Here is a 24,416-nt window from a genome sequence, read left to right on the forward strand (position 1 = left end):
ATAAATGATAGTTGCGAACTATAGTTGCGAACTATAGTTGTGAATTTGTGTCTTATTTTAAAGCCTCGCTTATGAGTGAGTAAGCTGGGCTTTTTGTTTCCAATATTAGCCGTTATTAGCTCAAATCGATTGCTAATCGCCAGTTATTTCGCCAGTTCATGGTTTTTTTTCAGCAATAAAATAATTTCCCCTTGAATTCTATTTATCGCGCCCCATTTCCTAGGTAACAAAGATTTTTATACCGTGTTGGATACAACATGGTTGATGTATTAACGTAAACAAGGGAAATTTTCATGTCTCAACAAGAAACGCATGGCTTTCAAACCGAAGTAAAACAGCTTCTACATCTGATGATCCATTCTTTATATTCAAATAAAGAAATTTTCTTACGTGAACTAGTCTCAAATGCTGCGGATGCGGCAGATAAGCTACGTTACTTAGCATTAACTGATAACGCATTATATGAAAGCGATACTGAACTGCGTGTTCGTATTAGTACCGATCAAGAAAAAGGCACTGTTACTATTGAAGATAACGGTATCGGTATGACACGTGATGGTGTGATTGAACATTTAGGTACGATTGCAAAATCAGGTACTGCAGACTTCTTTAAAAACTTATCAGGTGAAGAGTCAAAAGATTCGCAGCTTATCGGTCAATTTGGTGTAGGTTTTTATTCTGCCTTTATCGTTGCTGATAAAGTCACTGTACGTACCCGCGCAGCAGGTGCAGCAGTTGATCAAGCGGTTCTGTGGGAGTCAGCAGGTGAAGGTGACTTTACCGTTGATACCATCACTAAAAATAGCCGCGGTACTGAAATTACCCTTCATTTACGTGATGAAGAAAAAGAATTCGCTGATGATACTCGTTTGCGCTCAATCATTACTAAGTACTCTGATCATATCTCAGTACCAGTAGAAATGTTTGAAGCTGGCCTACCAGAAACAGATGGCGAAGATGGCGAGAAAATCCCTGCTACTGAAGGCGAGTGGAAGCCAATGAACAAAGCCACTGCGCTTTGGACTCGTAGCAAATCAGATATATCAGATGAAGAATATCAAGAGTTCTACAAGCATATTTCTCACGACTATGCTGATGCAGCAACGTGGTCTCACAACCGTGTTGAAGGTAAGCAAGAATATACCAGCTTATTATATATCCCAACTAAAGCCCCTTGGGATATGTTTAACCGCGACGTTAAGCATGGTCTAAAACTTTTTGTACAGCGTGTATTTGTACTGGATGATGCTGAACAGTTTATGCCAACTTATTTACGTTTTGTTAAAGGCTTAATCGATTCAAATGATTTGCCACTCAACGTATCGCGTGAAATCTTACAAGATAACAGTGTAACGAAAGCACTGCGCACTGGTGTGACTAAGCGCGTTCTTGGCATGCTAGAAAAAATGGCTAAAAACGATGCTGAAAAGTATCAAGCTTTCTGGGCTGAATTTGGTCAAGTATTAAAAGAAGGCCCAGCTGAAGATTTCGCTAACCGTGAGCGTATTTCTGGTTTACTGCGTTTTGCTTCAACCCATAACAATTCACCAGTGACAGATGTGTCATTAGATGATTACATCAGTCGCATGAAAGAAGGCCAAGATAAGATTTACTATATCGTGGCTGATAGCTATGAAGCGGCAGCTAACAGCCCGCATTTAGAGCTACTGCGCAAGAAAGACATTGAAGTTCTATTAATGTCAGAGCGCATCGATGAATGGCTAATTAACCACTTAACTGAATTTAAAGACAAGAAACTGCACTCAGTAACGCGTGGTGATTTAGAGCTAGGTGAACTTGAAGATGCTGCTGAAAAAGAAGCTCAAGAAAAGTTAGCTGGCGAAGCTGAATCATTAGTATCACGTATTAAAACAGCGCTAGAAGGTAAAGTATCAGATGTTAAAGTGACTTCTCGCTTAACGGATACCCCTGCATGTGTGGTTGCCGGTGAAGGTGAAATGTCATCGCAAATGATTAAGCTTATGCAATCAGCAGGTCAGCCTGTACCTGAGTCTAAGCCGACATTTGAAATTAACCCACAGCATCCGCTGGTTGAGCGTCTAAATGACGAGCAAGATGAGCTAGCATTTGCTAACTGGGCAGATTTGTTATTACAACAAGCTCAGCTTTCAGAAAAGGGCAGCTTAGCGGATCCATCGGCATTCATTAAGTTAACCAACCAAATGCTAGTGGCGAGCTTAAAATAGTCATTAGTATTGCAATAAAGCGGGCTTAGGCCCGCTTTTTGTTAGCTATCACGAAATAGTTAAAAGGAATCAATATGGAACATATTATTAATTTAACTAAAGAAAATATTCAGCAAATTGTTGATGCTTCGATGGATAACTTTGTGGTGATGTCTTTTTGGGCACAACAGCAACCGCAAAGTGTACAAATGCTACAAGTGATGGAACAGATTGCCAATGAGCAAGCTGGGCGCTTTATCCTTGCGAAAGTGAATTGTGAAGCTGAGTTAGAAATTGCTAATTACTTCCAAATTCAGAGCTTACCTACCCACCTAGTGCTGAGTAAAGGTCAGCCGGTTGATGGTTTCGCTGGGGTGCAAAGTGCAGCGCAAGTGAATGAATTACTTGATAAGCATCTTCCTGCGTTATGGGTAACAGATTTTAATGCTGCAAAAGCGATTTTGGTTGAAGCAGGCATTGAAAAGCCAAGCGACGAAAAACTTGAACAAGCCTTAGCATTACTGAAAAGTGCCTTTGCTGAATCTCAGCAACAAGCAGAAGTGGCCTTAGTGCTTATCGATGTTTATTTACAATTGGGCATACTGGCTGAAGCTAAGACCTTATTAGATACGATAGGGCTTGCAGATCAAGACAGTTACTATCAGAACTTAAAAGCCAAGTTAGCCCTAGCAGAAGACGCTGCAGATACCCCTGAAATTCGTCAGTTACAACAATCATTACAACAGCAGCCTGGTAATATTGAACTGACTATCGATTTGGCCAAAGCATTGAATCAAGCTAATCGTGGCGAAGAGGCACTTGAGTGTTTATTTGCCATTTTAGAGAAAGATTTATCCGCTGCGGATGGAAAAGTTAAACAAGTGTTTATGGAAATATTGACAGCACTAGGGCAAGGCAACGCCATAGCCAGTCAGTATCGCCGCCGTTTATACAGTTTACTGTATTAAACACGGAAAATTTTCGTATTAGATATTGGTCTAAATCTTGAGGTTTTACCTTCTAAAGACCGTCTAAATGTGCGAAAATCGCCGCCTAAAAATATGAAAGCAATATAGAGGACTTTTGAGATGCGCATTATACTATTGGGTGCCCCTGGTGCCGGTAAAGGTACACAAGCTCAGTTCATTATGGAGCAGTACGGTATCCCACAAATCTCAACTGGTGATATGCTGCGTGCAGCAATTAAAGCTGGCACTCCGTTAGGATTAGAAGCTAAATCAGTGATGGATGCGGGCCAGTTAGTATCAGATGACCTAATTATTGGTTTAGTTAAAGAACGTATTGCCCAAGATGATTGTGCAAAGGGTTTCTTACTTGATGGTTTCCCTCGTACTATTCCTCAAGCAGACGCTATGGTTGCTAATGGAATTGAAATCGATCACGTGATAGAAATTGATGTGCCTGACGAAGAAATCGTTAAGCGTATGAGTGGTCGTCGTGTTCACTCAGGCTCTGGCCGTGTTTATCACATTATCTTCAACCAACCTAAAGTTGAAGGTAAAGATGACGTCACTGGTGAAGACTTATCTATCCGTCCAGATGATGAAGAATCAACTGTACGTAAGCGTCTTGGTATTTATCATGAGCAAACTAAGCCGCTAGTAGAATACTATGGTAAAGTCGCAGCTGCTGGTAACACTCAATACACTAAGTATGATGGTACTCAAACTGTTGCCGCTGTTAGCGCGCAAGTAAAGCAGTTGTTAGGTTAATACCTACAAAGTAGTATTTTTATACTGTTGAATTATAAAAAAAACCTGCATTGCAGGTTTTTTTATGTCATAAATAAAATCATCGTCACAAAAACTGAGAATGATTGACATCTATCTTGGTGTTGATTGTATTTGTGTTAAAATTAGCGTTTGGTAATAAGAACGTTTCTATTAAAGCGTTACTGTTTTCAAAAGCTGTGAATAACCCATAATCCTTATTGCATGGATGCCTACTCAAGAGAGTTTAAGATGAAGTTCCCTGGTCAACGCAAATCTAAGCACTATTTCCCAGTAAACAACCGAGACCCATTATTGGCTCAGTTAACCCAGCAAGAGCAGTCTGTATCTACCTATATTTGCGGTATTGACCAAACTCTTGTGGATATTGAAGCAAAAGTCGAAGATGAGCTACTGGGCCGTTACGGGCTTCCAAAAGGCAACTCAACTCTTATTGATGATCAGCAAGCTCACGAACTTTATAATGAACTAAAAAACAATGAGATGATCAGCGATGAATTTGCTGGTGGCACCATTGGTAATACCGTTCATAACTACTCAATTTTAGCTGATGACCGTTCGGTATTATTTGGCGTTATGAGCCAGAATATCATGGTCGGTAGTTATGCCTATCGCTACCTTTGTAATACCTCCTCTAAAGTGGACTTAAACTACCTGCAGCCAGTAGATGGCCCTATCGGTCGTTGTTTTACTTTGATCTCTGCTGAAGGTGAACGTACCTTTGCGATTAGCAAAGGTGCAATGGATAAGCTAACCCCAGAATATATTAATAAAGACGTGGTTCAAGGTAGTTCAGCGCTAGTTTTAACTGCGTATTTAATGCGTGCCAGCGAAGGTGATTTAATCACTGAAGCGGCAATGAAAGCGATTGAATATGCTAAAGAAGCCGATGTGCCAGTGGTATTGACCTTAGGTACCCGCTTCTTAATTCAAGAAGACCCTAAATGGTGGCAAGATTTCATTTGCGATAATGTAACAATTTTGGCGATGAATGAAGACGAAGGCGAGGCCTTAACGGGGTTCAGCGATCCGCTATTAGCCAGCGAAGCGGCCTTAGAGTGGTGTGATATGGTGTTGTGTACTGCAGGACCGTTAGGTTTATATACAGCAGGCTATACTGAAGACTCTGAAAAAAGAGCCACAGCCCATTTATTATTACCGGGCGCAATTCCTGAATTTAACCGTTACGAATTCTCGCGTCCTAAACGTAAATCAGACTGTACTACACCGATTAAAGTGTATGCTCATATCTCGCCTTATATGGGTGGACCAGATTATATCCGCAATACAAACGGTGCCGGAGATGGAGCGTTATCAGCATTACTGCATGACTTAGCAGCTAATACTTTCCATAAAACCAATGTACCGGGTTCAAGTAAGCATCAGCGTGATGGCCTGTGTTATTCATCTTTCTCGCAAGTGTGTAAATATGCTAACCGCGTCGCTTATGAAGTATTAGCCCAGCATAGCCCAAGATTATCTCGTGGTTTACCTGAGCGTGAAGATAGTTTAGAAGAGTCATACTGGGAAAGATAACCAGACAGGTTTTCCGTTTATATAATCAGTGACTAAATCAAGGGCAATCACCAAGTGGTGATTGCCCTTTTTGTTTGCATCAAGATAAACAAGTACTTGGTAGACGCTGAAAAATTCAGTAGGATGTTGAATATGCAGAAACATACCTCATTTTAAGTAATTCTGGTTTTAAAAATACATTGGAGAGCATTGTGAAGGGACAAATCTTAAGAGAAATGAAAGTACTTAAGGCGATTGAACCTGCTTATGAAGTCGAGCGCCGCGTAGCATTTCTTAAAACCAAATTGGTCGAGGCTCACAGCCATTGTTTGGTATTAGGGATTAGTGGTGGCGTTGACTCATCTGTAACCGGCAGATTATGCCAGTTAGCGGTAGACAGCTTAAATGCTGACAATCCACAGCAGGCTTACCAATTCATTGCGGTGCGTTTACCATATCAAGTACAAAAAGATGAAGATGAAGCTCAGCTTGCATGTCAATTTATTCAACCCTCAAAGCAGGTAACAGTGAATATTGCTGATGGGGTTATTGGTGTGCATAACGCAACGGTTTCAGGACTTGAGGATGCCGCTATTCAAGTCGCTAATAATGATAATGTTGATTTCATTAAAGGTAACGTCAAAGCCCGTATGCGAATGATTGCTCAATATCATATTGCAGGCCTAACTGGCGGCTTAGTCATTGGCACCGATCATAGTGCAGAAAATATTACCGGTTTTTATACTAAATTTGGTGACGGCGCCTGTGACTTAGCACCCTTGTTTGGTCTTAATAAGCGTCAAGTTCGCCAATTAGCCAGTTACCTTGGAGCGCCAGATATATTAGTGACCAAAGCGCCAACGGCAGATTTAGAAGACGATAAACCGCAATTAGAAGATGAGGTGGCATTAGGGCTAAGCTATGATCAAATCGATGATTTCTTAGAAGGCAAAGAGGTTGATAGCTTTGTTGAAGATAAACTTATTGCGATTTACCAGCGCACCCAACATAAGCGTCAACCTATCCCGACGATTTATGACTAATTTAACTTCCCACTAGCTTAGAGCAAGGATTGTTTAAGTGAGCTTAAATAGCGCCTTAGCTGCTCAATTAACACATTGGGAAACTGGCGGTAATCTAAATATGGCGTGATGAGTATCTGCTCATGCGCCATTATTTTTTGGCTTTCATCTATGGCGGTTAACGCAGATATAAACGATTGATCGCTTATATTAGCGAATGCAGCTTGGCCACAAATGATATGAATATGGCTATTCACACTAAGCTTAGTAGCATTAATGATAATGTTACATTGACTAAAATTTACCCGCTTTAAATCATCAGCAGCTTGCGGATTAAATAATTGGTTGCGGCAATCTCGCCATGTATCTGGCGCTTTATCAGTAACAGCAATCTTGGCCATGATAGTAAATATTTTTCGCCAATGATTGCCATTATCGTTAATGATTTGCTCGATAGCATTTGTATTTTGCCAATGCCATGCTTTGGAGACTTTAGGTGGCGTTGGCAAATAGAATGTGATTTCAGCTTTTTCAGAGCCTAATAAAATAGCTTTTGAGCTAAGCTCGGCGTTTGGCTTAGTCGCGTTATTTGTGATAACAGCAGGCTTTGTATGAATGCTTGGCTGAGTTGATTTCATTGTGGGTTTGCTACTCAATATTTTCGGCCTGATGGCATATTATTATTTGTAAATTCAGACTCTTTTTAGACTATCATTAAAACTATACGGACAAAAATTAATTCCATAGGACTGGCGAATGAAAGCAATAGTAATCGGTTCGACTAAACATCTGTTATTTTTTGCTATTTATGGTTTTATTGCCAGTTTACTGCTTTTTATCGCCGCCGTGGTGTGGTTTTTAACGGCTCGCTCTGAATTAGAGATTTGGCATACAACACGCTTGAAAAGTGAGTATCATCAACAGTCTGGCTTAACAGACTTTTCCCAGTATCTTGCTCTTGAAGACAAGTTATTTAATGAGTTAGACCGCAAAATATACCAACAATATACTCCTAAGCTGGCTTCACCTATTAATCGTTACGAAGCCAATAGCTTATCAGATCCAAATCATTGGGATGTAAACTGGAATCGCTCTTTTGAGTGGTCAAACCCCGATGCCAATTATGGCATTTTATTTCTCCATGGTATGTCAGACTCCCCTTATGCGATTTCAAACCTAGCGCGACATTTAAGCGCTTCAGCCGATGTTTTAGGACTACGTTTACCAGGGCACGGCACTATTCCTGCTGGCTTAGCAGATATCACTTGGCCAGATTTAGCCAGCGCAGTAGCATTAGCGACTCAGCACATGAAGCAAAAATTGGCCGGTAAACCGTTATATGTCGTGGGCTTTTCTACCGGTGCAGCACTGGCATTAAACCTTCAACTAGAAGCAATTGCTGTTAATAACCCTACAGATTATCAAGCAATGATGTTTCTTTCGCCAGCTATAGGGTTAGCGCCCATTGCAGCAGGCGCAAAGTGGCAAGCGAGGTTAGGGCGTTTAATTAATCAAGAAAAACTGTTTTGGAATACCATTGAGGTTGAATACGACCCTTTCAAATATATCTCATTTGCAGTGAATGCCGGTGACGTTGTTTATCAACTGGCTGAAAGAAATCAATATTTAATAAAACAATTTGATCAGCAGCAATTAGCCAATATTCCTCCTATTTTAACCTTCCAGTCAATTGCAGATGATACCGTTTCTACTAACGCGGTGGTCGAGCATTTGTATCAATATTTACCCTCAGATAAGCATAGCTTAGTGATATTTGATATCAATCGTAACCGTAATAATCATCAATTGATCACTAAAAACTTGTTAAACGAAATGGGGCCACTTTGGCTCAACATGCCCATGAACTACCGTTTAAGTTTAATTGAAAATAGCCAGCAATCTGAGTATGGCGTGCAAGAGCAAAACTTGGTTGAGAGCGAAGAGGGAGCAGCAGTAGACTTAGCACTGAAATGGCCAGCTGGGGTGTATTCATTATCGCATGTTGCCTTGCCTTTTCCTGAAAATGACCCCTTATACGGACCACATTATCAGCCTCAAAGTCAGCATATTCAGATAGGGCAGGCAATCTTTAAAGGTGAGCGGGGATTGTTTGGGATCCCCGCCGCAGAGATGTTAAGACAGAAATGGAATCCATTTTATCCGTATATGTTAGATAGATTGGAGCAGTTTATTGAGCCGTGATTATCGCGGTAGCTAAACTCGTCACTAGCTTAGCGATTATGGTTTTGATATGAAACGTTAGTGGACTACTCTGGGTCACTTGGATCATTAATCACATCAATAATGACTTTATTTCGCCCTTGCTCTTTTGCTTTGTATAGGTTGTCATCTGCAACTTTTATCCAGTGATCAATGTCTTTAGAAAAGTTGGCGTTAGCCGTTATCGCGCCAATACTGGTGGTGACTGAAAAGTGCTGTTCATCCGTTGGCGAGTTAATTATTACTTTGGCTAACTGTTCTCTAAAATGATTGAGATGCTGCTCAATTTTAAGGGCATTGGATAAAGGCAATATCAAAATAAACTCTTCACCACCATAGCGAGAAACGATATCGGTATCGCGTTTAAATTGCTGTTTTAATAGTTTAGATACGACTCTTAAGCATTCGTCCCCAGCCAAATGACCGTAGCTATCATTGACCTGTTTAAAGTAATCTAAGTCAAGGATAGCAATGGTAATGGCATGCTCACCTCGCAGACAAAAATCCAGCAAGCTATCAAATCTATCTTCTGCATAACGGCGATTATAAAGCCCCGTTAGTGGATCTTTATCCACTAATGCCAATAACTTTTGATTGGCTTTTTCAAGCTCATCGGTGCGAATCGCGACAGTTTCTTCTAGCTCCAGTTGGTGCTTAAGTAAGTCACGTTTACTGGCGGTGAGGCTCTTGTACAGGTTATATACTTCTTCTGATGTACTTTCATTATCAATTTGTTCTTTTAATTCAGTACCACTGATTTGTCCGAATTGATTAGCCACAATTTCTAATGAGTTAGTGAGTAAACGACACACTCTGGAGGAGATTAAAAAGGTCAAAATGATGGAGATGAATAGCATCAAGTAGGTGCCTAGCATTTGTGTTTCGGCGGTTTTAACTAACGGAGACAGTGGCTGTAATACATACAACTTCCAACCATTGTTTAGTCGATTACTGATGTACACGTATTCAGGTGATGTGGCGGTTAAGTTGTGAATATTGATCACATTTAAACTGGTGCGGTAATTTCCTTTTTCATTTGAATAGGTAAATTCTACGTGAGTGCTTAAGTTTAGAGAAGGGGTGGAATAAATGATGTTGTTATTGTTATCAACGATGATAATAAACTCTTTATCCCCTGTTCCATTTTGATTATCTATCTTAGAAAAGAACGCTAAATCCAGCGAGCCTTCAATAATTCCACTGACCTTTGATTGATCATTATTGTGATAAAAAGGCGCACTGATGGCGATAATTGATTCGTCACCAAAGCCGCGGCCTTTAAACACAGGCGAAACAAACAAGCGCTGATTATAAAAAGACTCAATAAAGTAGTCTCTATCTGAAATTGATAAATCCAGTGGTTGCCCTGTTTTATTGAGCATAATACTGCTGGGGCTTGCGGCAATCACTTGAGCATCAGTGTCTGCCAGCAGCATAGTAATAAAACTAGGATAATGCTGATGCAGTTTGATTAAAACTTGTTGTAATTCACTGTAGGATGACGTCGTTAAGCTGATTAAATCTGCCGCATAATCAATGACCATTTTATGTTCATTAAGGTATTGCTCGGTTGCCGTACTAATATGTTCGGTGGTGTCAGTTAAATTTCGCTTCAGTAACTCTTGTTGTTTTTCAAGAAACAAATAATTAAAAGTCAGTGCTGATAATAACAAGCAAAGGGTGATCATTAACGTCATAAAGTAGGTGACTTGAGCGTTAAAACTACGACGTTTTTGGTTGGTTTTTGTGTCGTTTAACTGCCACGTATTAGGAATAAACAAGATGAACAGTGACGCCAAGCCAGCGTAAATTAAACCGTTGATGCTTTGCTTGATAATGGCGAATAACATGTGGCTATCTGGAAAATCAGCAAGTGTCACCATGTATATGTAGGTTAATGGCATACCAAGAGCTAACCAATAAATACCACTGCTATATAAGGGAAACAGGCCTTTTCTGCGAGCAATGCCAATGAATATTGCTTCGGTACAAAATAGTAAATATACATGGGGGCTACCCCAAGTGAGCATTAATCCACTTGCGCTGAGTATGGCGGTGACTAAACCATACCAAGGGCCTAAAAGCACAGCTGAAATAACGGTAAAAGTATTACCTAGCACTAATTGGACATTGGCGAATATTGGAATGGGGTAGCAATTAATTACCATTCCTAATAGGCCAAAACAGAGTGCAATTAGGAGGTTTTTTTTATTTATTATAGGAAACTGCAATCGAATACCATGTGATCGAACTGTTATGTAAAAATTTTATACTCGTCAAGCATTTAACTCAAGTGGAAACGATATTGTGGCCCCCGTAATGTGAAAAATCTGAATTCTGCTTGTGAGCTCAATACCCATTTGAGGCAATACTTTCCTGCTGCTTATCTTAGTCAATCACTAAATTCAGTTCGACCTTGGTCTACATTAGCTTAATTGGTGATGTAGACATAACTTCAGCATTTCATAGGTTAAGCTGTTGTTAATAAGTAACTATTTTGTTTTTTCTATAACTGGCCAAACCAAATCTTAGACTAAGGTCGTGATTGTGGTCACATTTTGAGTTGTTAGATTAACTATCGACTTAAAAAATAATTAGCACTGGGGAGTCACTATGAGTTTCGAAAATCAAGATACAGCAAGTGGGTACTGGCGTGAGAATTTACGCTTAGTATTGGGGTTGCTGGCAATTTGGGCTGCAGTATCATTTGGCTGCGGTATTTTACTGGTCGATGTTCTTAATGAAGTCCACTTCATGGGCTTTAAATTGGGATTCTGGTTTGCACAACAAGGTGCCATGTATGTGTTTGTTGCACTGATTTTTGTGTATGTAGCGAAAGCGAATGCTTTAGATAAAAAATATAACGTACACGAAGACTGAGGAATAAATCATGGATGTTCAAACTTTAACTTATATTATCGTGGGCTTGACGTTTGCCCTGTACATCGGTATCGCAATATGGTCTCGTGCTGGCTCAACTAAAGAGTTTTATGTCGCTGGTGGCGGCGTGCCGCCAGTTATGAACGGTATGGCAACAGCGGCGGATTGGATGTCCGCGGCATCATTTATATCACTTGCCGGTATTGTTTCATTTACTGGTTATGATGGTTCTGTCTATTTAATGGGCTGGACCGGTGGTTATGTTCTGCTAGCGCTTTGCATGGCTCCATACTTACGTAAGTTCGGTAAATTTACTGTGCCAGACTTTATTGGTGATCGCTATTACTCACAAGCTGCGCGAACTGTGGCAGTCGTGTGTGCGATTTTCATCTGTTTCACCTACATCGCCGGTCAAATGCGTGGTGTTGGGGTGGTATTCTCCCGTTTCTTAGAAGTCGAAGTTGAAACTGGGGTTTATATCGGTATGGCAGTGGTGTTCTTTTATGCTGTTTTAGGCGGTATGAAAGGGATTACTTACACTCAGGTTGCGCAGTATTGTGTGCTTATTTTTGCCTTTATGGTACCAGCCATTTTCATCTCGGTAATGATGACAGGTCATGTGTTACCGCAAATTGGCTTTGGTGCAGAACTTGTTGATGCAGCAGGTAATGGAACAGGAGTTTACCTGTTAGATAAGCTTGATGGCTTGTCGGCAGAACTTGGCTTCTCTCAATATACTGAAGGCTCAAAGAGCATGATTGATGTGTTCTTTATTACTGGTGCCTTGATGTTTGGTACCGCTGGTTTACCCCATGTCATCGTGCGTTTCTTTACAGTGCCTAGAGTAAAAGATGCGCGTGTATCAGCAGGTTGGGCATTAGTATTTATTGCTATTATGTATACCACAATTCCAGCATTGGCAGCTTTTTCTCGTGTAAATATGATTGAAACCATTAATGGCCCAGAAAAAACCGGTGTTGCTTATGAAACAGCGCCTGAATGGATTAAAAACTGGGAAAAAACTGGCTTAATTACTTGGGATGATAAAAATGCTGATGGCAATATCTATTATGCTAAAGGCGATACCAATGAAATGAAAATTGACCGCGATATCATGGTATTAGCAACGCCTGAAATTGCATCTCTGCCAGCATGGGTCATAGCATTGGTCGCTGCTGGTGGTCTTGCGGCGGCACTGTCTACATCTGCGGGTTTATTATTAGTTATTTCTACCTCGGTATCCCATGATTTATTGAAGAAAAACTTCATGCCAGATATCTCAGATAAGAAAGAGCTTTTATTTGCGCGAATTGCCGCGGCGCTAGGTATTGTCATGGCGGGTTACTTTGGTATTAACCCACCAGGCTTTGTGGCCGCGGTTGTTGCGATTGCATTTGGTCTAGCTGCCTCGTCATTGTTTCCTGCCATTGTTATGGGGATCTTTTCAAGAACCGTTAACAAAGAAGGTGCGATTTCAGGGATGGTTTTAGGTTTACTATTTACTGCAAGCTATATCGTGTACTTTAAGTTTGTTAACCCAAGTGCCAATAGCAGTGAAAACTGGTTCCTAGGTATTTCGCCTGAAGGTATTGGTATGCTAGGTATGATGATTAACTTTGGTGTTGCATTTGCTGTTAGCAAAGTCACTGCAGCGGTACCTGCTGACGTGGTTGCTATGGTTGAGTCAATTCGATTCCCGAAAGGCTCAGGTGAAGCGCACGACCATTAAGATTCATACAATATGAATTTTAAAATGTGAGTATTTAACTCTCGGATAAAAAAGCGCTTCGGCGCTTTTTTTATTGGTGACAGTGTTCAATTCTTTATGAACAAATGCTGTTAGCAAGTGTTTAATATTAGTGAGTTAAATATTGCCACTTATGGCCATTGGTCGAATATCAGCCTCAATATAATTTACGTATATTAAATTAATAAGACAGAAAATGATTTGGCAGTAAGTAAGAGGCCCGCGATGAAAGATGCCAGTGAACTGCAACCCATTGTTCAATTTATTAAAGAGTTAGTACCATTTGATAGTCTTTCAGAGACAAATTTAACGCGCTGCTGCAAGCAAATCACCATTGGTTATTACAGTAAAGCATCGGCTGTAGTGCCCTTAGATGCCAGTCATCCACAACTTTATATTGTTCGCTCTGGCGCATTTGAAGTAAGAGACAATCAAGGTGAGTTATTAGATAGGTTGGGCGAAGGAGACTACTTTGGTTTTCCATCTTTGCTATCTGGTGAAAAAGTCAGTAACCAAGTGCAGATTTTAGAAGACAGTTTGGTGTATCACTTAGATCCCGAAACCTTTGATTTTTTGCGTAGTGAAAGCCGCAGCTTCGATCGCTTTTTTAATCGTGCCTTTGCCAGAAGAATGCGTCATCAAGCTAGATTTAAAGCAAAAGACTTAACCACAACCAATCGTATCAATAGTTTAATGTCTGCCGATCCTCTAATTATAAATTGTAATGCCAGTGTCAGTGAAGCGGCGAAAAAAATGCGTTTAGCCAGAGTGTCATCAGTGCTAGTGATGGATAATCAGCAATTGATTGGTATTCTTACCGATCGAGATTTACGTAATCGAGTGCTTGCTGAAGGCTTTGATGGCAATTTGCCGGTTCATCAAGCGATGACTCCCAATCCCACCAAACTTGAAGCTAACGCCTTAGTATTTGAAGCAATGCTGTTGATGAGTGAACATGGCATTCATCACTTACCCATTATGGAACAAGAAAATGTGGTGGGGATATTAACCAGTACTGATATTTTACGCGGCCAGAGTTCACAGCCCTTGCTATTAATCGGCGAAATAGAGCGGCAAACCAATATTGATAGCCTGATTAATGTCAGTAAACAAATTCCGGTATTACTACAAAATCTAATCAGTGCAGATGCCCGAGCAGAAGAAGTGGGCAGGGTATTAACCTCGGTTACTGATGCATTAACCCGGCGATTAATTATTTTAAATCAGCAAATTTTAGGTGAAGCGCCAATGGCCTTTTGCTGGTTAGCGTTTGGCTCACAAGGCAGGCAAGATCAAGCGGCCTGTTCAGATCAAGATAACGGTATTTTGCTGGCCCATGAGCCTGATGAGCATGCAAAAGGCTATTTTGACGCCTTAACCCATGCGGTTTGTAAAGGGCTGGATCAATGCGGCTATATATATTGTCCCGGGGATATTATGGCGCAAAACCCCAAATGGCGTTTGTCACTGTCCCAATGGCAACAACACTTTGAAAAATGGGTGCTATCACCCGAACCTAAAGCCTTAATGCATGCCAGTATCTTTTTTGATATGCGCTCCGTTTATGGGCCGCAGAATTTATTTGATCAGTTACAACAGCACGTCTTAAGCAACACCAAAGATAATGATATTTTTCTTGCTGGAATGGCGGGTAACTCACTGGTTGAAACGCCGCCGCTAGGCTTTTTTAGAAAGTTTGTGTTAGAGCGTGATGGCAGTGAAGTAAAAGGTATGGATTTGAAACATAAAGGCGTAGCGTTAATTAACGATATCGCCAGAGTGTATGCTTTAAGTGCCGGTATTACTGAAGTGAATACGCCTAAGCGGATCCGAGCATTGATGGAAGCCAATATCATTAACCGTAAAGATGCCCTTAATCTAGCTGATGCACTAGAGTTTATTGCGCATATGCGGTTATCCAATCAAGGCCTGCAGCATACACAACAACAAGAAGTCACCAATTACTTAAAACCGCAGCAAATGTCATCGTTATTGCGACATCAACTCAGGGATGCTTTTAAAGTGGTTCATGATGCGCAATCTGGCTTAAGAATGAAGTTTATGCGAAGTTATTAATGGTATTTCTATGTGGGTTGGCCTGTGATGTTAATTTAGCTTGTGATGTTAATAGTGTGGAGTAAACAACTTAGTGAATGAGTTATGGCTTAAAACGCGCTTACAGTTAGAACTTCTCGGTCAAAAAGACGAGCTTGCGGCTTATCAGTCAAGTATTAAACCTTATCTTAGCGCTACGATTGCGGATCTACCCATCATGGCATTAGACCTTGAAATGACCGGGTTAGATCCTCATAACGACCAAATAATCAGTATTGGTATCGTGCCGATTGAGCATGGCGCCATTCCGTTATCAAAAGCCCTGCAAGTGATGGTGACAATCGATGGAAGTGTAGGACAGAGCGCAGCTGTGCACGGGATTATCGATAATCATTTAACAGAAGCGTTATCACTAACACAAGCCATGGCCTGGTTGCTTGCACAAACTCAAGGCTCAATTTTATTAGCTCATCATGCACCAATGGACATTAGTTTTATCCAAAGCCATTTAGAAAAAGTCTATAAAAGAAGCATTAAATTGCCTTTTATTGATACCTTAGCGATAGAAAAACAACGACTTTTACGCCAACATGATGTGCTGCAAGAAGGTAGTTTACGACTGGATGCTTGTCGAAAACGATACGGTCTGCCGACTTATTATGGCCATGATGCCCTCACAGATGCACTAGCGTGCGCCGAATTGTTTGTGGCACAAATAGCCTCTATTGGCGACAGTAAAACCATGAAGGCGGCGCAATTTATTAGTATATAAAGGCAGTAGCCTGAACTTAATCAAATCAGTTTAAATCCAGTAAATAGATATAAAAAAACCAGCACAAGGCTGGTTTAATGGTTTAGCAAGCTGAGTTTACTTTGATTTGTTCATGAAGAAATCAACAGCTGGCTTGATAAGCTCTAAGGCAGTGACTTCACAAGGTGGAAGCTCGGCTGTAGGTGGGTTAATCGGTGTAGTACGCTCACCCCATTTAACTAATGCAGCCGCTGAGGTTAAACCCGCGCCAAAGGCACATGATAAAACAGTTTGACCTGCTTTCAACTTACCTTGTTCAAGAGCATCACAAATCGCAATAGGGATAGTGGCTGCCGAGGTATTGCCATATTTTGCAATATTAACAAAGGCTTTTTCTTTTGGAATTTTCATGCGGCCGATTAAGGTATCAATAATACGTTCATTGGCTTGATGAGGAATAACAAAATCAACGTCTTCTTTATTGATATTGCACTTTTCAAGCACTTTAGTGCTTAGACCGCCCATGCCATGAATCGCGCGTTTAAACACTTCTTGGCCATTTAGATGAATGAAGAAGTCTAAAGAAGATGAATCAAAGCGATCCATTTTGGTACCAAAACCAGAGGCTAAAATATCACGCGCAGCAGGGTCATTATTTAACTCGTAACCTAAAACACCGCCTGGTTGGTCGCTTACTTCTAATACCACCGCGCCGGCGCCATCACCAAATAATACAGCGGTTTCACGGCGAGACCAATCAAGGTAAAAAGACAAACGCTCTGCACCAATAACCAACACTTTTTTATTTTGACCACTTTTGATCATTGAACTACCAAGACCAAGACCGTATAAGAAGCCACTACAGGCCGCGTTGATATCAAACGCGCCGCAAGTTGCACCAATATTGGCTTGCACCGTTGAAGCAATGTTTGGAATTAAAGTGTCAGGGCTTGCTGTTGCTAAGATGATTAAGTCAATCTCACTGCCATCAATACCTGCCGCTGATAACGCATTTTGCGCTGCAACGGTTGCAAGTTCTGAGGTATTGACGTGGCTAATACGTCTTTCGCTGATCCCGGTACGAGTTTTAATCCACTCGTCTGACGTTTCCATAAATGTGGCTAAATCGTCATTGGTCAGAGTTGCTGGTGGGACACATTTTCCCCAGCCGGTAATATGAGCATACTGCATGTGGTGATCTCTCAAATAAAAATTAAAAAATAATCTGGTAATAAAATGTCTTCATTTAATAGAGGGACTGTTACTCCCCACTAAACCTACTTTAAATGCTGGACCACAAGTGCCTTAATGGCTTCTGCTGCATGTAAAATATGTTGTTGTAATAATTTGGTCGCTTTGCCGATATCTTTGCGTTTGCACAATTCGAAGAGTTCGCGATGCTCTCGTTCCGCCGTTGGTATTCCACCGGTTAAAAGTAGCTGTAAACGGATATAGCGATCACAGTTATTATTTAAACCATGGACAACTTCGAGAGTATGAGGTCGATTAGCGGCTTCATATAAGCACGTATGGAACTGGATATTGAGTTCGCTCCAAGTTGCAACTGAGTCCTCTTGCTTAAAAGCTGACTCGAGTTTGGCTAGCACCTTGTCAGCCCGCTCAAAATCATCATCTTGTAGATTAGGAATTGCTTTTGCAAGCAAATCACTCTCTATCATAGCGCGTAGCTCAAATAATTCTGTGACCTGCTCAACAGAAAGCATTGTCGCAGTGGCACCTTTATGGGCTTCAAACTTGACTAACCCTTCAGCCTCTAACTGTACTAAAGCCTCACGAACAGGAATACGACTGACATTAAGTTGCGCAGCAATTGCTGACTGTCTAAGCGGTTCACCCGCTTTGATATAGCCAGAAAGTAATTGTTCTCTCAAAACTTCTACTACAGCTTGGGTGCGAGTTTTATGAATTATTGGCGTTATTTGACTCATTACTTCTTATAATTGTCACAAAATATCTACGGAAGGGTAACCTTTACTGGCGTTATTATAAAGTATCGATGTAAAAAATCTTCCTTTTATAATACATGTGCATATTTAACTAAGTAGTGGGATAATCACTGTAATTGAAATTTTAGGAGTAGTACCGTGAATAAAGCCATTTTTTTAGACCGTGACGGCGTTATCAATATCGATAAAGGCTATGTGCACTTGGTTGATGACTTTGAATACATTGAAGGTGTGTTTGAAGCATGCTTAGCATTTAAAAAAATGGGCTACATGGTCGTGGTGGTGACAAACCAATCTGGTATTGCTCGCGGTATGTATAGTGAAGATGATTTTCACCATTTAACTGAATGGATGGATTGGAACTTTGCTGATAAAGGTGTGGAGTTGGACGGTATCTATTATTGCCCCCATCATCCAGAAAAAGGCCTTGGGGATTACAAACAAGATTGTGATTGCCGCAAACCTAAACCCGGTATGCTTAATAGTGCTGCAGAATTTTTAAAAATTGATATGAGTCAATCTATCATGGTGGGTGATAAAGCCGATGATATGCGCGCTGCTAAAGCGGCAGGCATCCTAACATCGATTTTAGTTAAAACCGGTAAAGTTGTTGATGAAGCTGGGGTAAGTGAAGCCACTGCGGTAGTAAATAGTATTGCAGACGTGCCAGCTTATTTAGAGCAAATTTTATAATAAGCAAATAAATACTTATAAAATGCAACTAACAGGCTAGATTGCCCATGCTAGCCTTGTTGTTTTCTCATTGGAACCTTGCCATAGACCTAACGGTTTAGGTAATTAATAAAGCGCGTTAAGTCTGTTTACGCTTTAACTAAATTACTTTAATCCCACTGCCTTGCAAACTCATCATTAATTCTCTAACTGAGAGTATAAATCCAATGAATTCTGACATGGCGTTTTTGGCATGTTAACCAAATCAGCTTGGTAATGTTCGCAGAGTGCGGTTAACATTTTTTGCCACGGGGCATTGCCTTGATAGTTGGCTAGGTTGTGCCACTGCATAGTGTCAGTATTGACTAAAATGAGCCGTTCAACCTTAGGCAACATGGCGAGTTGCCACTGATTTTCATATACAGAGCGCTGCTTCAAAGCGATATTTTTTTTATAAAACTCGGGTTTCATTACCGCTCGGCCATTGTCTCTTACTTCATATTGTGAAGCGGTTTCAGACATGACTTTATTATCATCGATGAAGCTGGTATTGATAGCGCGAACAGGCAGTGAAGACTCAACAAAAACAAATCGCGTATCATCTAAATCTGTCTGCATCTGTGGAAGCGCTATACCGTCAAATTGCCAATCATTATTTGTCGAATCTGATTTTAAACTAGCCACGATAGTTGGTGCTATATCAATAAGAGAGAATAACCCTGGCACCTTACCTGTGTGGTTAATCGGTTCGCTATGGCGATATCGCAAACTTGCAAGCAATACTTGTGATTGCTCCTGAGACAAGATATTGGTCCCATGGCCCCATGCGGCTACATTGAGTTTTTCAATTTTATCTCTAGGCTTGTTATTGTCATCTTGTATATCTACTGCGGCAGTTAACTTGTCTTGAGCTAATAAAAAACCTTCACCGTGGTCTGATAGTAGATACACTATGGCATTCTCTAACATGCCACGTTGGCGTAAGCCGCTCATAAAATTGGCTATCTGTATATCTACTGTTTTAATCAATTCTCGATGCATATAATGATTGTAGTTACCGTCCCAGCGTGATTTATCCAATTCAATAAAGTCTTTTGAAGTGAACGGCCAATGTAGCTGACAAAAATGCACCGCTAAGAAATTGGGCGTATCGACAGATAACGCATTGAGCACTTCTTGATTAAACCGCATAGGATCATAGGCTTTACCATAGGCGCGATTAATATATAAATAGGGAAACATATAGCCAGAAATTGGGGTGTTGATGGCAAGGTTAATTAGGGGGATATCCGCTACGTTGGCGATTATGGCATCAGCGGCCCCAACTTTGGGACCAATAACACGATCAAAGCCATAATGCTCATCTATTTGATTAAAGCGGCGCTCATCCATTGCATAGGTTGTTTGATACCCTTTACTTGAAAGTGAGTTTAGGAGCGGCAAATCTTTATTGACTAGCTCAGGGGGGCTAAGTTAAACCTTGCTCCATTATTGACAGGGTATTGTCCCGATAATATCCCCATCCATGCCACATATGTGCGTGCTTGAGGTGTATAAGCTTTATCGTAGATTAATGATTTTGCTAATAGCTGATTGAGCTTTGGGGCTATTGAATTATCAGCTCCTCTGTGTGCAAGGTGGTCAGGGCGTAGCCCGTCAATACCGATAACAAAAATATTCGGTAACTCATTTACCGGTTTGCTACTGCTTGAAAGCGTGTTGTTACTAACAAAATAAACAGATCCAATGCTAACAATTAATAGGCTAATTAAAACAAGGGTTTTATGGGGAGATAAGCTGCTGAAGAGGGCATACATAAAATTACTTAGGAGTAAAAAAAACAGCCCCCAAAGTAGCCAAGGTTCTACTAATATTGTGCCACGGAATATCCCCAACAAAGAGGTGGGGTATAAATATGAGTTTGCCGCAACCACAAAAATACAATGGAGTAGTAGGATCACAATCCAGATCTGTGTCTTAATATTGTCATTGTTGCAATACTGAAACCAAGGCCGACATGAAAGGGTAATAACTGCAGCCCAACAGGCATGTAGCAATATGACCATAGCTGCGAAGAAACTAAGATCGTACAGTAAGCCATTACTTAACAAGTGCTGAGCTTTGATTTGTGTCATCGCATTGGCAATAGAGAAGGGGGAGTGGTCTTGTATTAACTGTTTATAGTTAAATGCAATCACAATTAGAAAAATTAACACCGCAAGCGTTCTAAAATACGTGCGCATCAAAGAGATTGATGGGACGCTAAGCTTAGCATTGCTTGTTACGGTTTTAGGCATGGCTTATCTCTTATGTTTAATTCCGAGTCATTTTAATCTAGCGCTTCATTTTTGTTTTGGTGTAGCCCTTGAACATCATGTTTAGTTTGATGCTGCATTTTTGATTGAGCTTGTGGTACTGGTAGTGGTAAAACCACGCTACTGAATATGCTTTCGGGCTATATTCCAGCTAATGAACGCATTGTCACCATTGAAGATTCAGCAGAACTTCAACTCCAGCAAGAGCATACTGTCCGTTTAGAAACTCGACCACAAAATATCGAAGGTCGTGGCGAAATCACCCAACGTGACTTGGTAAAAAATTGCCTTCGAATGCGCCCTGACAGAATTGTCATTGGTGAGGTGCGTGGTGGAGAAGCATTGGATATGCTGACCGCAATGAATACCGGTCACGAAGGTTCACTAACAACATTGCATGCCAACAGCCCACGAGATGCCCTCGGCAGGTTGGAGTATATGGTTTGTATGGCCGGATTTGATATGCCTGTGAGTAATATCAGGACACAAATAGCATCGGCAATTGACTTGGTTGTACAGCTTGAAAGGCAAGAAGATGGCCGCAGAAGGGTGATAAGTATCCAAGAAATCAATGGTATGGAAGGCGACATCATAACCATGTCAGAGATATTTCGCTTTTCACGTGAAGGCGTTGATGAACAAGGTCAAATTATTGGTCATTTTAATGCCACAGGTGTAGTGCCCAACTTCCATTCTAAATTAAAGCAGCATGGTATTGATCTGCCATTTAAGCTATTTAATTGCGGTGACCCATTCGCTAATTTTTAGGAGTCTTTTATGCCTTCCAATGAAATTATTTTCCTAGTTTTAATTTTTATTGCCGTAATTTTCCTTTCTCAGGCGTTATTTTTACCTGTCTATAGTCCGCAGCGGGCAAATACAGCCCAAGTACGTAAGCGATTACAGCAACTATCCCAAGAGTCTGGTGATGGTGTACTTGAGACTTCTTTACTGAGAAAAAACCGATTAAGCAAAGTTGGTAAGATTGGTCGAGCTTTAGAAAGCATCGGTTTTATTGAAGACTTAAGTTACCGTCTCGAGTTGGCTGATTATCGACTTTTAGGGCATCAATTTTTATTTTTAGCTTTATTTGTTGCCACATTAGTGGGGATAGTAAGTTGGTGGTATTTTCGTGTACCACTGATGGTATTTTTTGCAATGTTTATCGTGTTCTTGTTGTTTTATTTTAAATTAAATCGTGATATTGCAAAAAGAATGGATGCGATAGAGGCAAGTTTTCCTGATGCGCTTGATGTATTAAGGCGCGCTTTACAAGCGGGTTACTCGTTTTCTGATGCCATAAAACTAGTTACAGAGGAAATGGAAGGTCCATTAGCCAAAGAGTTTAGCTTGATGTTTGCCAACATCAATTACAGTAAAGATACCAAAAGGGCTATTCTTGGATTTATTGAGCGGGTACCAAGTGTGTCCGCGATGGCATTTTCAAGTGCGGTGATGGTGCAGAAAGAAACCGGCGGTAATCTAGCTGAAAACATTGATAACTTGGCACAGGTTATTCGTAAACGTTTTATGTTCAGGCGTCGAGTAAGAACGTTGTCGGCTGAGGGACGTTTATCTGCGTGGATTTTAATCTTATTACCATTTGTATTGTTCGCTGTTATCTATTTACAAACACCTGACTATGTGGGAGAGCTGACTGGCACCGAAGATGGCAAGACATTGTTAATGTGGGGCGCAATTGGGATGACGTTAGGTGGCCTTTGGATCAGTAAATTGATTAGGATTGATATGTGATATGGACTATTTACTTGGACTCATTAATCAGACATTCGACAATCCCCAACATGTTGAGTGGGCGATATACATTGTTGCTGCGATAGTCGGTATTACATTTGCTCTATCAATTTCGTTGTTAGTAAGCGGGGTATACTCGCCTGTGCGTAAACGCTTACAACAAATTTCTGGCGTTAATACTCAAAGCTCGGCTGTTGAAAATAACGAGGTAAATAAAACCCTGGAGCATGGAATTGGCCAATTAGGCAAAGTGCCATTTTTGAATTTATCAAATAATGAAACAAGGCGGTTGTTAATTCATGCGGGGCTACATTCCGATAGCGCATTGGCCATCTTTAGCGCGATACGTTTACTACTGTTGCTAATAGGTGCAGTACTTTCTATCGTGGTTTTAAAAATATTTCCGGATTTATCGACATTGATCAGTATTTATCTAGTGTGTTTGATTATGGGGGGATTTTTTTTGGCGCCTTCTTTAGTTTTAACCTACTTAGCGAATAAAAGAATGCGGTCTTTACGTGTCGGCTTTCCTGATGCACTTGATTTGCTGGTGGTGTGTTGTGAAGCGGGTTTAGGGCTATTAGCAGCATTGCAACGTGTAGCTCGCGAACTTTCATTAAGCCACCCTAATTTATCCAGCGAATTAGAGTTAGTGTGTAATAAAGTTAGAGCAGGTCTCACTATTAGGGTGGCTTTAAGTGAATTTACCGAGCGAACGGGCTTAGAAGACATTAAAGGGCTTAACTCTGCAATATCCCAAAGTATGCGTTTAGGAACAGGGATTGCAGCGACATTAAGGGTTTTTTCAGAAGAATATCGAGACAAAAGACTACAACAGGCAGAAGAACAAGCAGCAAAGATGGCGGTAAAAATGATTTTCCCAATGATGTTTTGTATCTGGCCGTCCTTTTTTATTGTCGCAGTAGGTCCTGCTGTACTTAAAGTAATGAAAGTATGGGGGCAAGCCTTTTAATATGAATATTCTATATATTAATTTTACTGGATTCAGCAAGAGGCGAGGTATATGTCAATGATGAAACGTGACCTAAAAATGCTTTTCACGCTGGCAATACTTAGTTTTAGTCTTTGTGGTTGTGCATCAGTTGATGAGGATCTTGAACTGACAAAAACACCGCAGCGTCAAGATTTGTATCAAGGGAAATCTCAGATTGCAGTCGGGGGATCACCTCAATCAGAAATTGAGGCTCTTAATCAAGCTCAAGATGCAGAACGCTCCGGCGATTTAGATAAAGCATTATACGCCTATATACAAGCATTAGACTTCAATCAGCAAAACGCTGACACATTTTATCAAATTGCTCGAATACACGTTGCTAAAGGCAATAAAGACATAGCATTAAAAGCCTATAACGAAGCGCTGACAATAAACCCTGATCATAGGTTAGCAAATGCAGAGTTAGGAATTCTTGAAATAGATAGACGGCAATATGTATTGGCAAGAAAGCATCTTGAGAAAACCATCTTTCTTGATCAACAGCGATTATCGGCAATTAAGAGTAAGGCTGCTGGAGCAGATTATACTTCTTTAGATGAGCTATCTGTTCTGGTCTAATTCCATC

Annotated in this window: 20 protein-coding genes and 1 pseudogene; 15 read left to right on the forward strand and 6 right to left on the reverse strand. The window is 40.7% G+C overall.

Annotation, left to right across the window (positions count from 1 at the left end):
- Positions 1 to 293 precede the first annotated feature (293 nt).
- The 5 genes from htpG (at position 294) to nadE (ending at position 6,495) form a co-directional block, all read left to right on the forward strand.
- A complete protein-coding gene (htpG, locus tag AB4160_RS18280) occupies positions 294 to 2,207 on the forward strand; it encodes a molecular chaperone HtpG (protein ID WP_102435782.1) in 1,914 nt (637 codons plus the stop codon).
- Positions 2,208 to 2,281: 74 nt separating this feature from the next.
- Positions 2,282 to 3,154 carry a tetratricopeptide repeat protein gene (locus AB4160_RS18285; protein ID WP_102435780.1) on the forward strand — a complete coding sequence of 291 codons (873 nt, stop codon included), beginning with the start codon at positions 2,282 to 2,284 and terminating at the stop codon, positions 3,152 to 3,154.
- A 120-nt stretch (positions 3,155 to 3,274) separates the two neighbouring features.
- Entirely contained in the window at positions 3,275 to 3,919 is a 645-nt protein-coding gene (adk, locus tag AB4160_RS18290) for an adenylate kinase (protein ID WP_076542252.1), read from the forward strand.
- Between the two features lie 249 nt (positions 3,920 to 4,168).
- A complete protein-coding gene (locus AB4160_RS18295) occupies positions 4,169 to 5,473 on the forward strand; it encodes an inosine/guanosine kinase (RefSeq protein ID WP_102435778.1) in 1,305 nt (434 codons plus the stop codon).
- Between the two features lie 191 nt (positions 5,474 to 5,664).
- The gene (gene nadE, locus AB4160_RS18300) at positions 5,665 to 6,495 is read left to right on the forward strand and encodes an ammonia-dependent NAD(+) synthetase (protein ID WP_372005854.1); all 831 of its coding nucleotides are present in this window, start codon (positions 5,665 to 5,667) and stop codon (positions 6,493 to 6,495) included.
- 17 nt (positions 6,496 to 6,512) lie between these two features.
- Here nadE and AB4160_RS18305 read toward each other — a convergent pair whose 3' ends face one another.
- Positions 6,513 to 7,112, reverse strand: coding sequence for a DUF6942 family protein (locus AB4160_RS18305; RefSeq protein WP_372005856.1), 600 nt, complete (start codon positions 7,110 to 7,112; stop codon positions 6,513 to 6,515).
- Between the two features lie 118 nt (positions 7,113 to 7,230).
- Between AB4160_RS18305 and AB4160_RS18310 the strand changes: the two genes are divergently transcribed.
- Positions 7,231 to 8,676 carry an alpha/beta hydrolase gene (locus AB4160_RS18310; RefSeq protein WP_372005859.1) on the forward strand — a complete coding sequence of 482 codons (1,446 nt, stop codon included), beginning with the start codon at positions 7,231 to 7,233 and terminating at the stop codon, positions 8,674 to 8,676.
- Positions 8,677 to 8,741: 65 nt separating this feature from the next.
- Here AB4160_RS18310 and AB4160_RS18315 read toward each other — a convergent pair whose 3' ends face one another.
- Entirely contained in the window at positions 8,742 to 10,862 is a 2,121-nt protein-coding gene (locus AB4160_RS18315; RefSeq protein WP_303503797.1) for a diguanylate cyclase, read from the reverse strand.
- Positions 10,863 to 11,307: 445 nt separating this feature from the next.
- Here AB4160_RS18315 and AB4160_RS18320 point away from each other — a divergent pair, with 445 nt between their 5' ends.
- The 4 genes from AB4160_RS18320 (at position 11,308) to AB4160_RS18335 (ending at position 16,148) form a co-directional block, all read left to right on the forward strand.
- Complete coding sequence (locus tag AB4160_RS18320; protein ID WP_076542242.1) at positions 11,308 to 11,574, forward strand: DUF4212 domain-containing protein; 267 nt, start codon at positions 11,308 to 11,310, stop codon at positions 11,572 to 11,574.
- A 10-nt stretch (positions 11,575 to 11,584) separates the two neighbouring features.
- Entirely contained in the window at positions 11,585 to 13,303 is a 1,719-nt protein-coding gene (locus AB4160_RS18325) for a sodium:solute symporter family protein (RefSeq protein WP_102435770.1), read from the forward strand.
- A 243-nt stretch (positions 13,304 to 13,546) separates the two neighbouring features.
- Positions 13,547 to 15,397: a DUF294 nucleotidyltransferase-like domain-containing protein gene (locus AB4160_RS18330; RefSeq protein WP_303462356.1), complete on the forward strand. Its 1,851-nt coding sequence runs from the start codon at positions 13,547 to 13,549 to the stop codon at positions 15,395 to 15,397.
- Positions 15,398 to 15,470: 73 nt separating this feature from the next.
- Positions 15,471 to 16,148, forward strand: a complete 678-nt coding sequence (locus AB4160_RS18335; protein WP_372005862.1) for an exonuclease domain-containing protein — start codon at positions 15,471 to 15,473, stop codon at positions 16,146 to 16,148.
- 96 nt (positions 16,149 to 16,244) lie between these two features.
- Here AB4160_RS18335 and AB4160_RS18340 read toward each other — a convergent pair whose 3' ends face one another.
- Positions 16,245 to 17,318: a ketoacyl-ACP synthase III gene (locus tag AB4160_RS18340; RefSeq protein WP_102435766.1), complete on the reverse strand. Its 1,074-nt coding sequence runs from the start codon at positions 17,316 to 17,318 to the stop codon at positions 16,245 to 16,247.
- An 86-nt stretch (positions 17,319 to 17,404) separates the two neighbouring features.
- Positions 17,405 to 18,076: a GntR family transcriptional regulator gene (locus AB4160_RS18345; RefSeq protein ID WP_102435764.1), complete on the reverse strand. Its 672-nt coding sequence runs from the start codon at positions 18,074 to 18,076 to the stop codon at positions 17,405 to 17,407.
- 156 nt (positions 18,077 to 18,232) lie between these two features.
- On the opposite strand from AB4160_RS18345, the gene gmhB reads away from it, so the two are divergent.
- Positions 18,233 to 18,787: a D-glycero-beta-D-manno-heptose 1,7-bisphosphate 7-phosphatase gene (gene gmhB / locus AB4160_RS18350; protein ID WP_102476098.1), complete on the forward strand. Its 555-nt coding sequence runs from the start codon at positions 18,233 to 18,235 to the stop codon at positions 18,785 to 18,787.
- 177 nt (positions 18,788 to 18,964) lie between these two features.
- Here gmhB and AB4160_RS18355 read toward each other — a convergent pair whose 3' ends face one another.
- Together AB4160_RS18355 and AB4160_RS18360 are read right to left on the reverse strand one after the other, a co-directional pair.
- Positions 18,965 to 20,158, reverse strand: a complete 1,194-nt coding sequence (locus AB4160_RS18355) for a sulfatase-like hydrolase/transferase (RefSeq protein WP_372005865.1) — start codon at positions 20,156 to 20,158, stop codon at positions 18,965 to 18,967.
- A gap of 62 nt (positions 20,159 to 20,220) precedes the next feature.
- The gene (locus AB4160_RS18360) at positions 20,221 to 21,063 is read right to left on the reverse strand and encodes a hypothetical protein (RefSeq protein ID WP_372005867.1); all 843 of its coding nucleotides are present in this window, start codon (positions 21,061 to 21,063) and stop codon (positions 20,221 to 20,223) included.
- 114 nt (positions 21,064 to 21,177) lie between these two features.
- On the opposite strand from AB4160_RS18360, the pseudogene AB4160_RS18365 reads away from it, so the two are divergent.
- The 4 genes and pseudogenes from AB4160_RS18365 to AB4160_RS18380 all read left to right on the forward strand — a co-directional run.
- A pseudogene (locus AB4160_RS18365) lies at positions 21,178 to 21,849 on the forward strand (CpaF family protein); the annotation flags it as partial.
- A 9-nt stretch (positions 21,850 to 21,858) separates the two neighbouring features.
- On the forward strand, positions 21,859 to 22,836 hold the full coding sequence (locus AB4160_RS18370; RefSeq protein ID WP_102435758.1) for a type II secretion system F family protein: 978 nt from the start codon (positions 21,859 to 21,861) through the stop codon (positions 22,834 to 22,836).
- A gap of 1 nt (position 22,837) precedes the next feature.
- Complete coding sequence (locus AB4160_RS18375) at positions 22,838 to 23,809, forward strand: type II secretion system F family protein (protein ID WP_102476112.1); 972 nt, start codon at positions 22,838 to 22,840, stop codon at positions 23,807 to 23,809.
- 57 nt (positions 23,810 to 23,866) lie between these two features.
- Positions 23,867 to 24,409: a tetratricopeptide repeat protein gene (locus tag AB4160_RS18380; RefSeq protein WP_372005869.1), complete on the forward strand. Its 543-nt coding sequence runs from the start codon at positions 23,867 to 23,869 to the stop codon at positions 24,407 to 24,409.
- The last annotated feature ends 7 nt before the right edge of the window (positions 24,410 to 24,416 follow it).

This window comes from Shewanella sp. 10N.286.51.B8, assembly GCF_041469325.1.
Taxonomy (GTDB): Bacteria; Pseudomonadota; Gammaproteobacteria; order Enterobacterales; family Shewanellaceae; genus Shewanella.

What these genes read in the sequence shown, in the direction of transcription:
- AB4160_RS18320 (WP_076542242.1), top strand. Translation starts at nt 11,308, where the DNA reads ATGAGTTTCGAAAATCAAGATACAGCAAGTGGGTACTGGCGTGAGAAT.
- AB4160_RS18310 (WP_372005859.1), top strand. Translation starts at nt 7,231, where the DNA reads ATGAAAGCAATAGTAATCGGTTCGACTAAACATCTGTTATTTTTTGCT.
- AB4160_RS18325 (WP_102435770.1), top strand. Translation starts at nt 11,585, where the DNA reads ATGGATGTTCAAACTTTAACTTATATTATCGTGGGCTTGACGTTTGCC.
- adk (WP_076542252.1), top strand. Translation starts at nt 3,275, where the DNA reads ATGCGCATTATACTATTGGGTGCCCCTGGTGCCGGTAAAGGTACACAA.
- AB4160_RS18355 (WP_372005865.1), bottom strand. Translation starts at nt 20,158, where the DNA reads ATGGATGAGCGCCGCTTTAATCAAATAGATGAGCATTATGGCTTTGAT.
- AB4160_RS18295 (WP_102435778.1), top strand. Translation starts at nt 4,169, where the DNA reads ATGAAGTTCCCTGGTCAACGCAAATCTAAGCACTATTTCCCAGTAAAC.
- AB4160_RS18305 (WP_372005856.1), bottom strand. Translation starts at nt 7,112, where the DNA reads ATGAAATCAACTCAGCCAAGCATTCATACAAAGCCTGCTGTTATCACA.
- AB4160_RS18370 (WP_102435758.1), top strand. Translation starts at nt 21,859, where the DNA reads ATGCCTTCCAATGAAATTATTTTCCTAGTTTTAATTTTTATTGCCGTA.
- AB4160_RS18360 (WP_372005867.1), bottom strand. Translation starts at nt 21,063, where the DNA reads ATGCCTAAAACCGTAACAAGCAATGCTAAGCTTAGCGTCCCATCAATC.
- AB4160_RS18315 (WP_303503797.1), bottom strand. Translation starts at nt 10,862, where the DNA reads ATGGTAATTAATTGCTACCCCATTCCAATATTCGCCAATGTCCAATTA.
- AB4160_RS18285 (WP_102435780.1), top strand. Translation starts at nt 2,282, where the DNA reads ATGGAACATATTATTAATTTAACTAAAGAAAATATTCAGCAAATTGTT.
- htpG (WP_102435782.1), top strand. Translation starts at nt 294, where the DNA reads ATGTCTCAACAAGAAACGCATGGCTTTCAAACCGAAGTAAAACAGCTT.
- AB4160_RS18340 (WP_102435766.1), bottom strand. Translation starts at nt 17,318, where the DNA reads ATGCAGTATGCTCATATTACCGGCTGGGGAAAATGTGTCCCACCAGCA.
- AB4160_RS18380 (WP_372005869.1), top strand. Translation starts at nt 23,867, where the DNA reads ATGATGAAACGTGACCTAAAAATGCTTTTCACGCTGGCAATACTTAGT.
- AB4160_RS18345 (WP_102435764.1), bottom strand. Translation starts at nt 18,076, where the DNA reads ATGAGTCAAATAACGCCAATAATTCATAAAACTCGCACCCAAGCTGTA.
- AB4160_RS18375 (WP_102476112.1), top strand. Translation starts at nt 22,838, where the DNA reads ATGGACTATTTACTTGGACTCATTAATCAGACATTCGACAATCCCCAA.
- AB4160_RS18330 (WP_303462356.1), top strand. Translation starts at nt 13,547, where the DNA reads ATGAAAGATGCCAGTGAACTGCAACCCATTGTTCAATTTATTAAAGAG.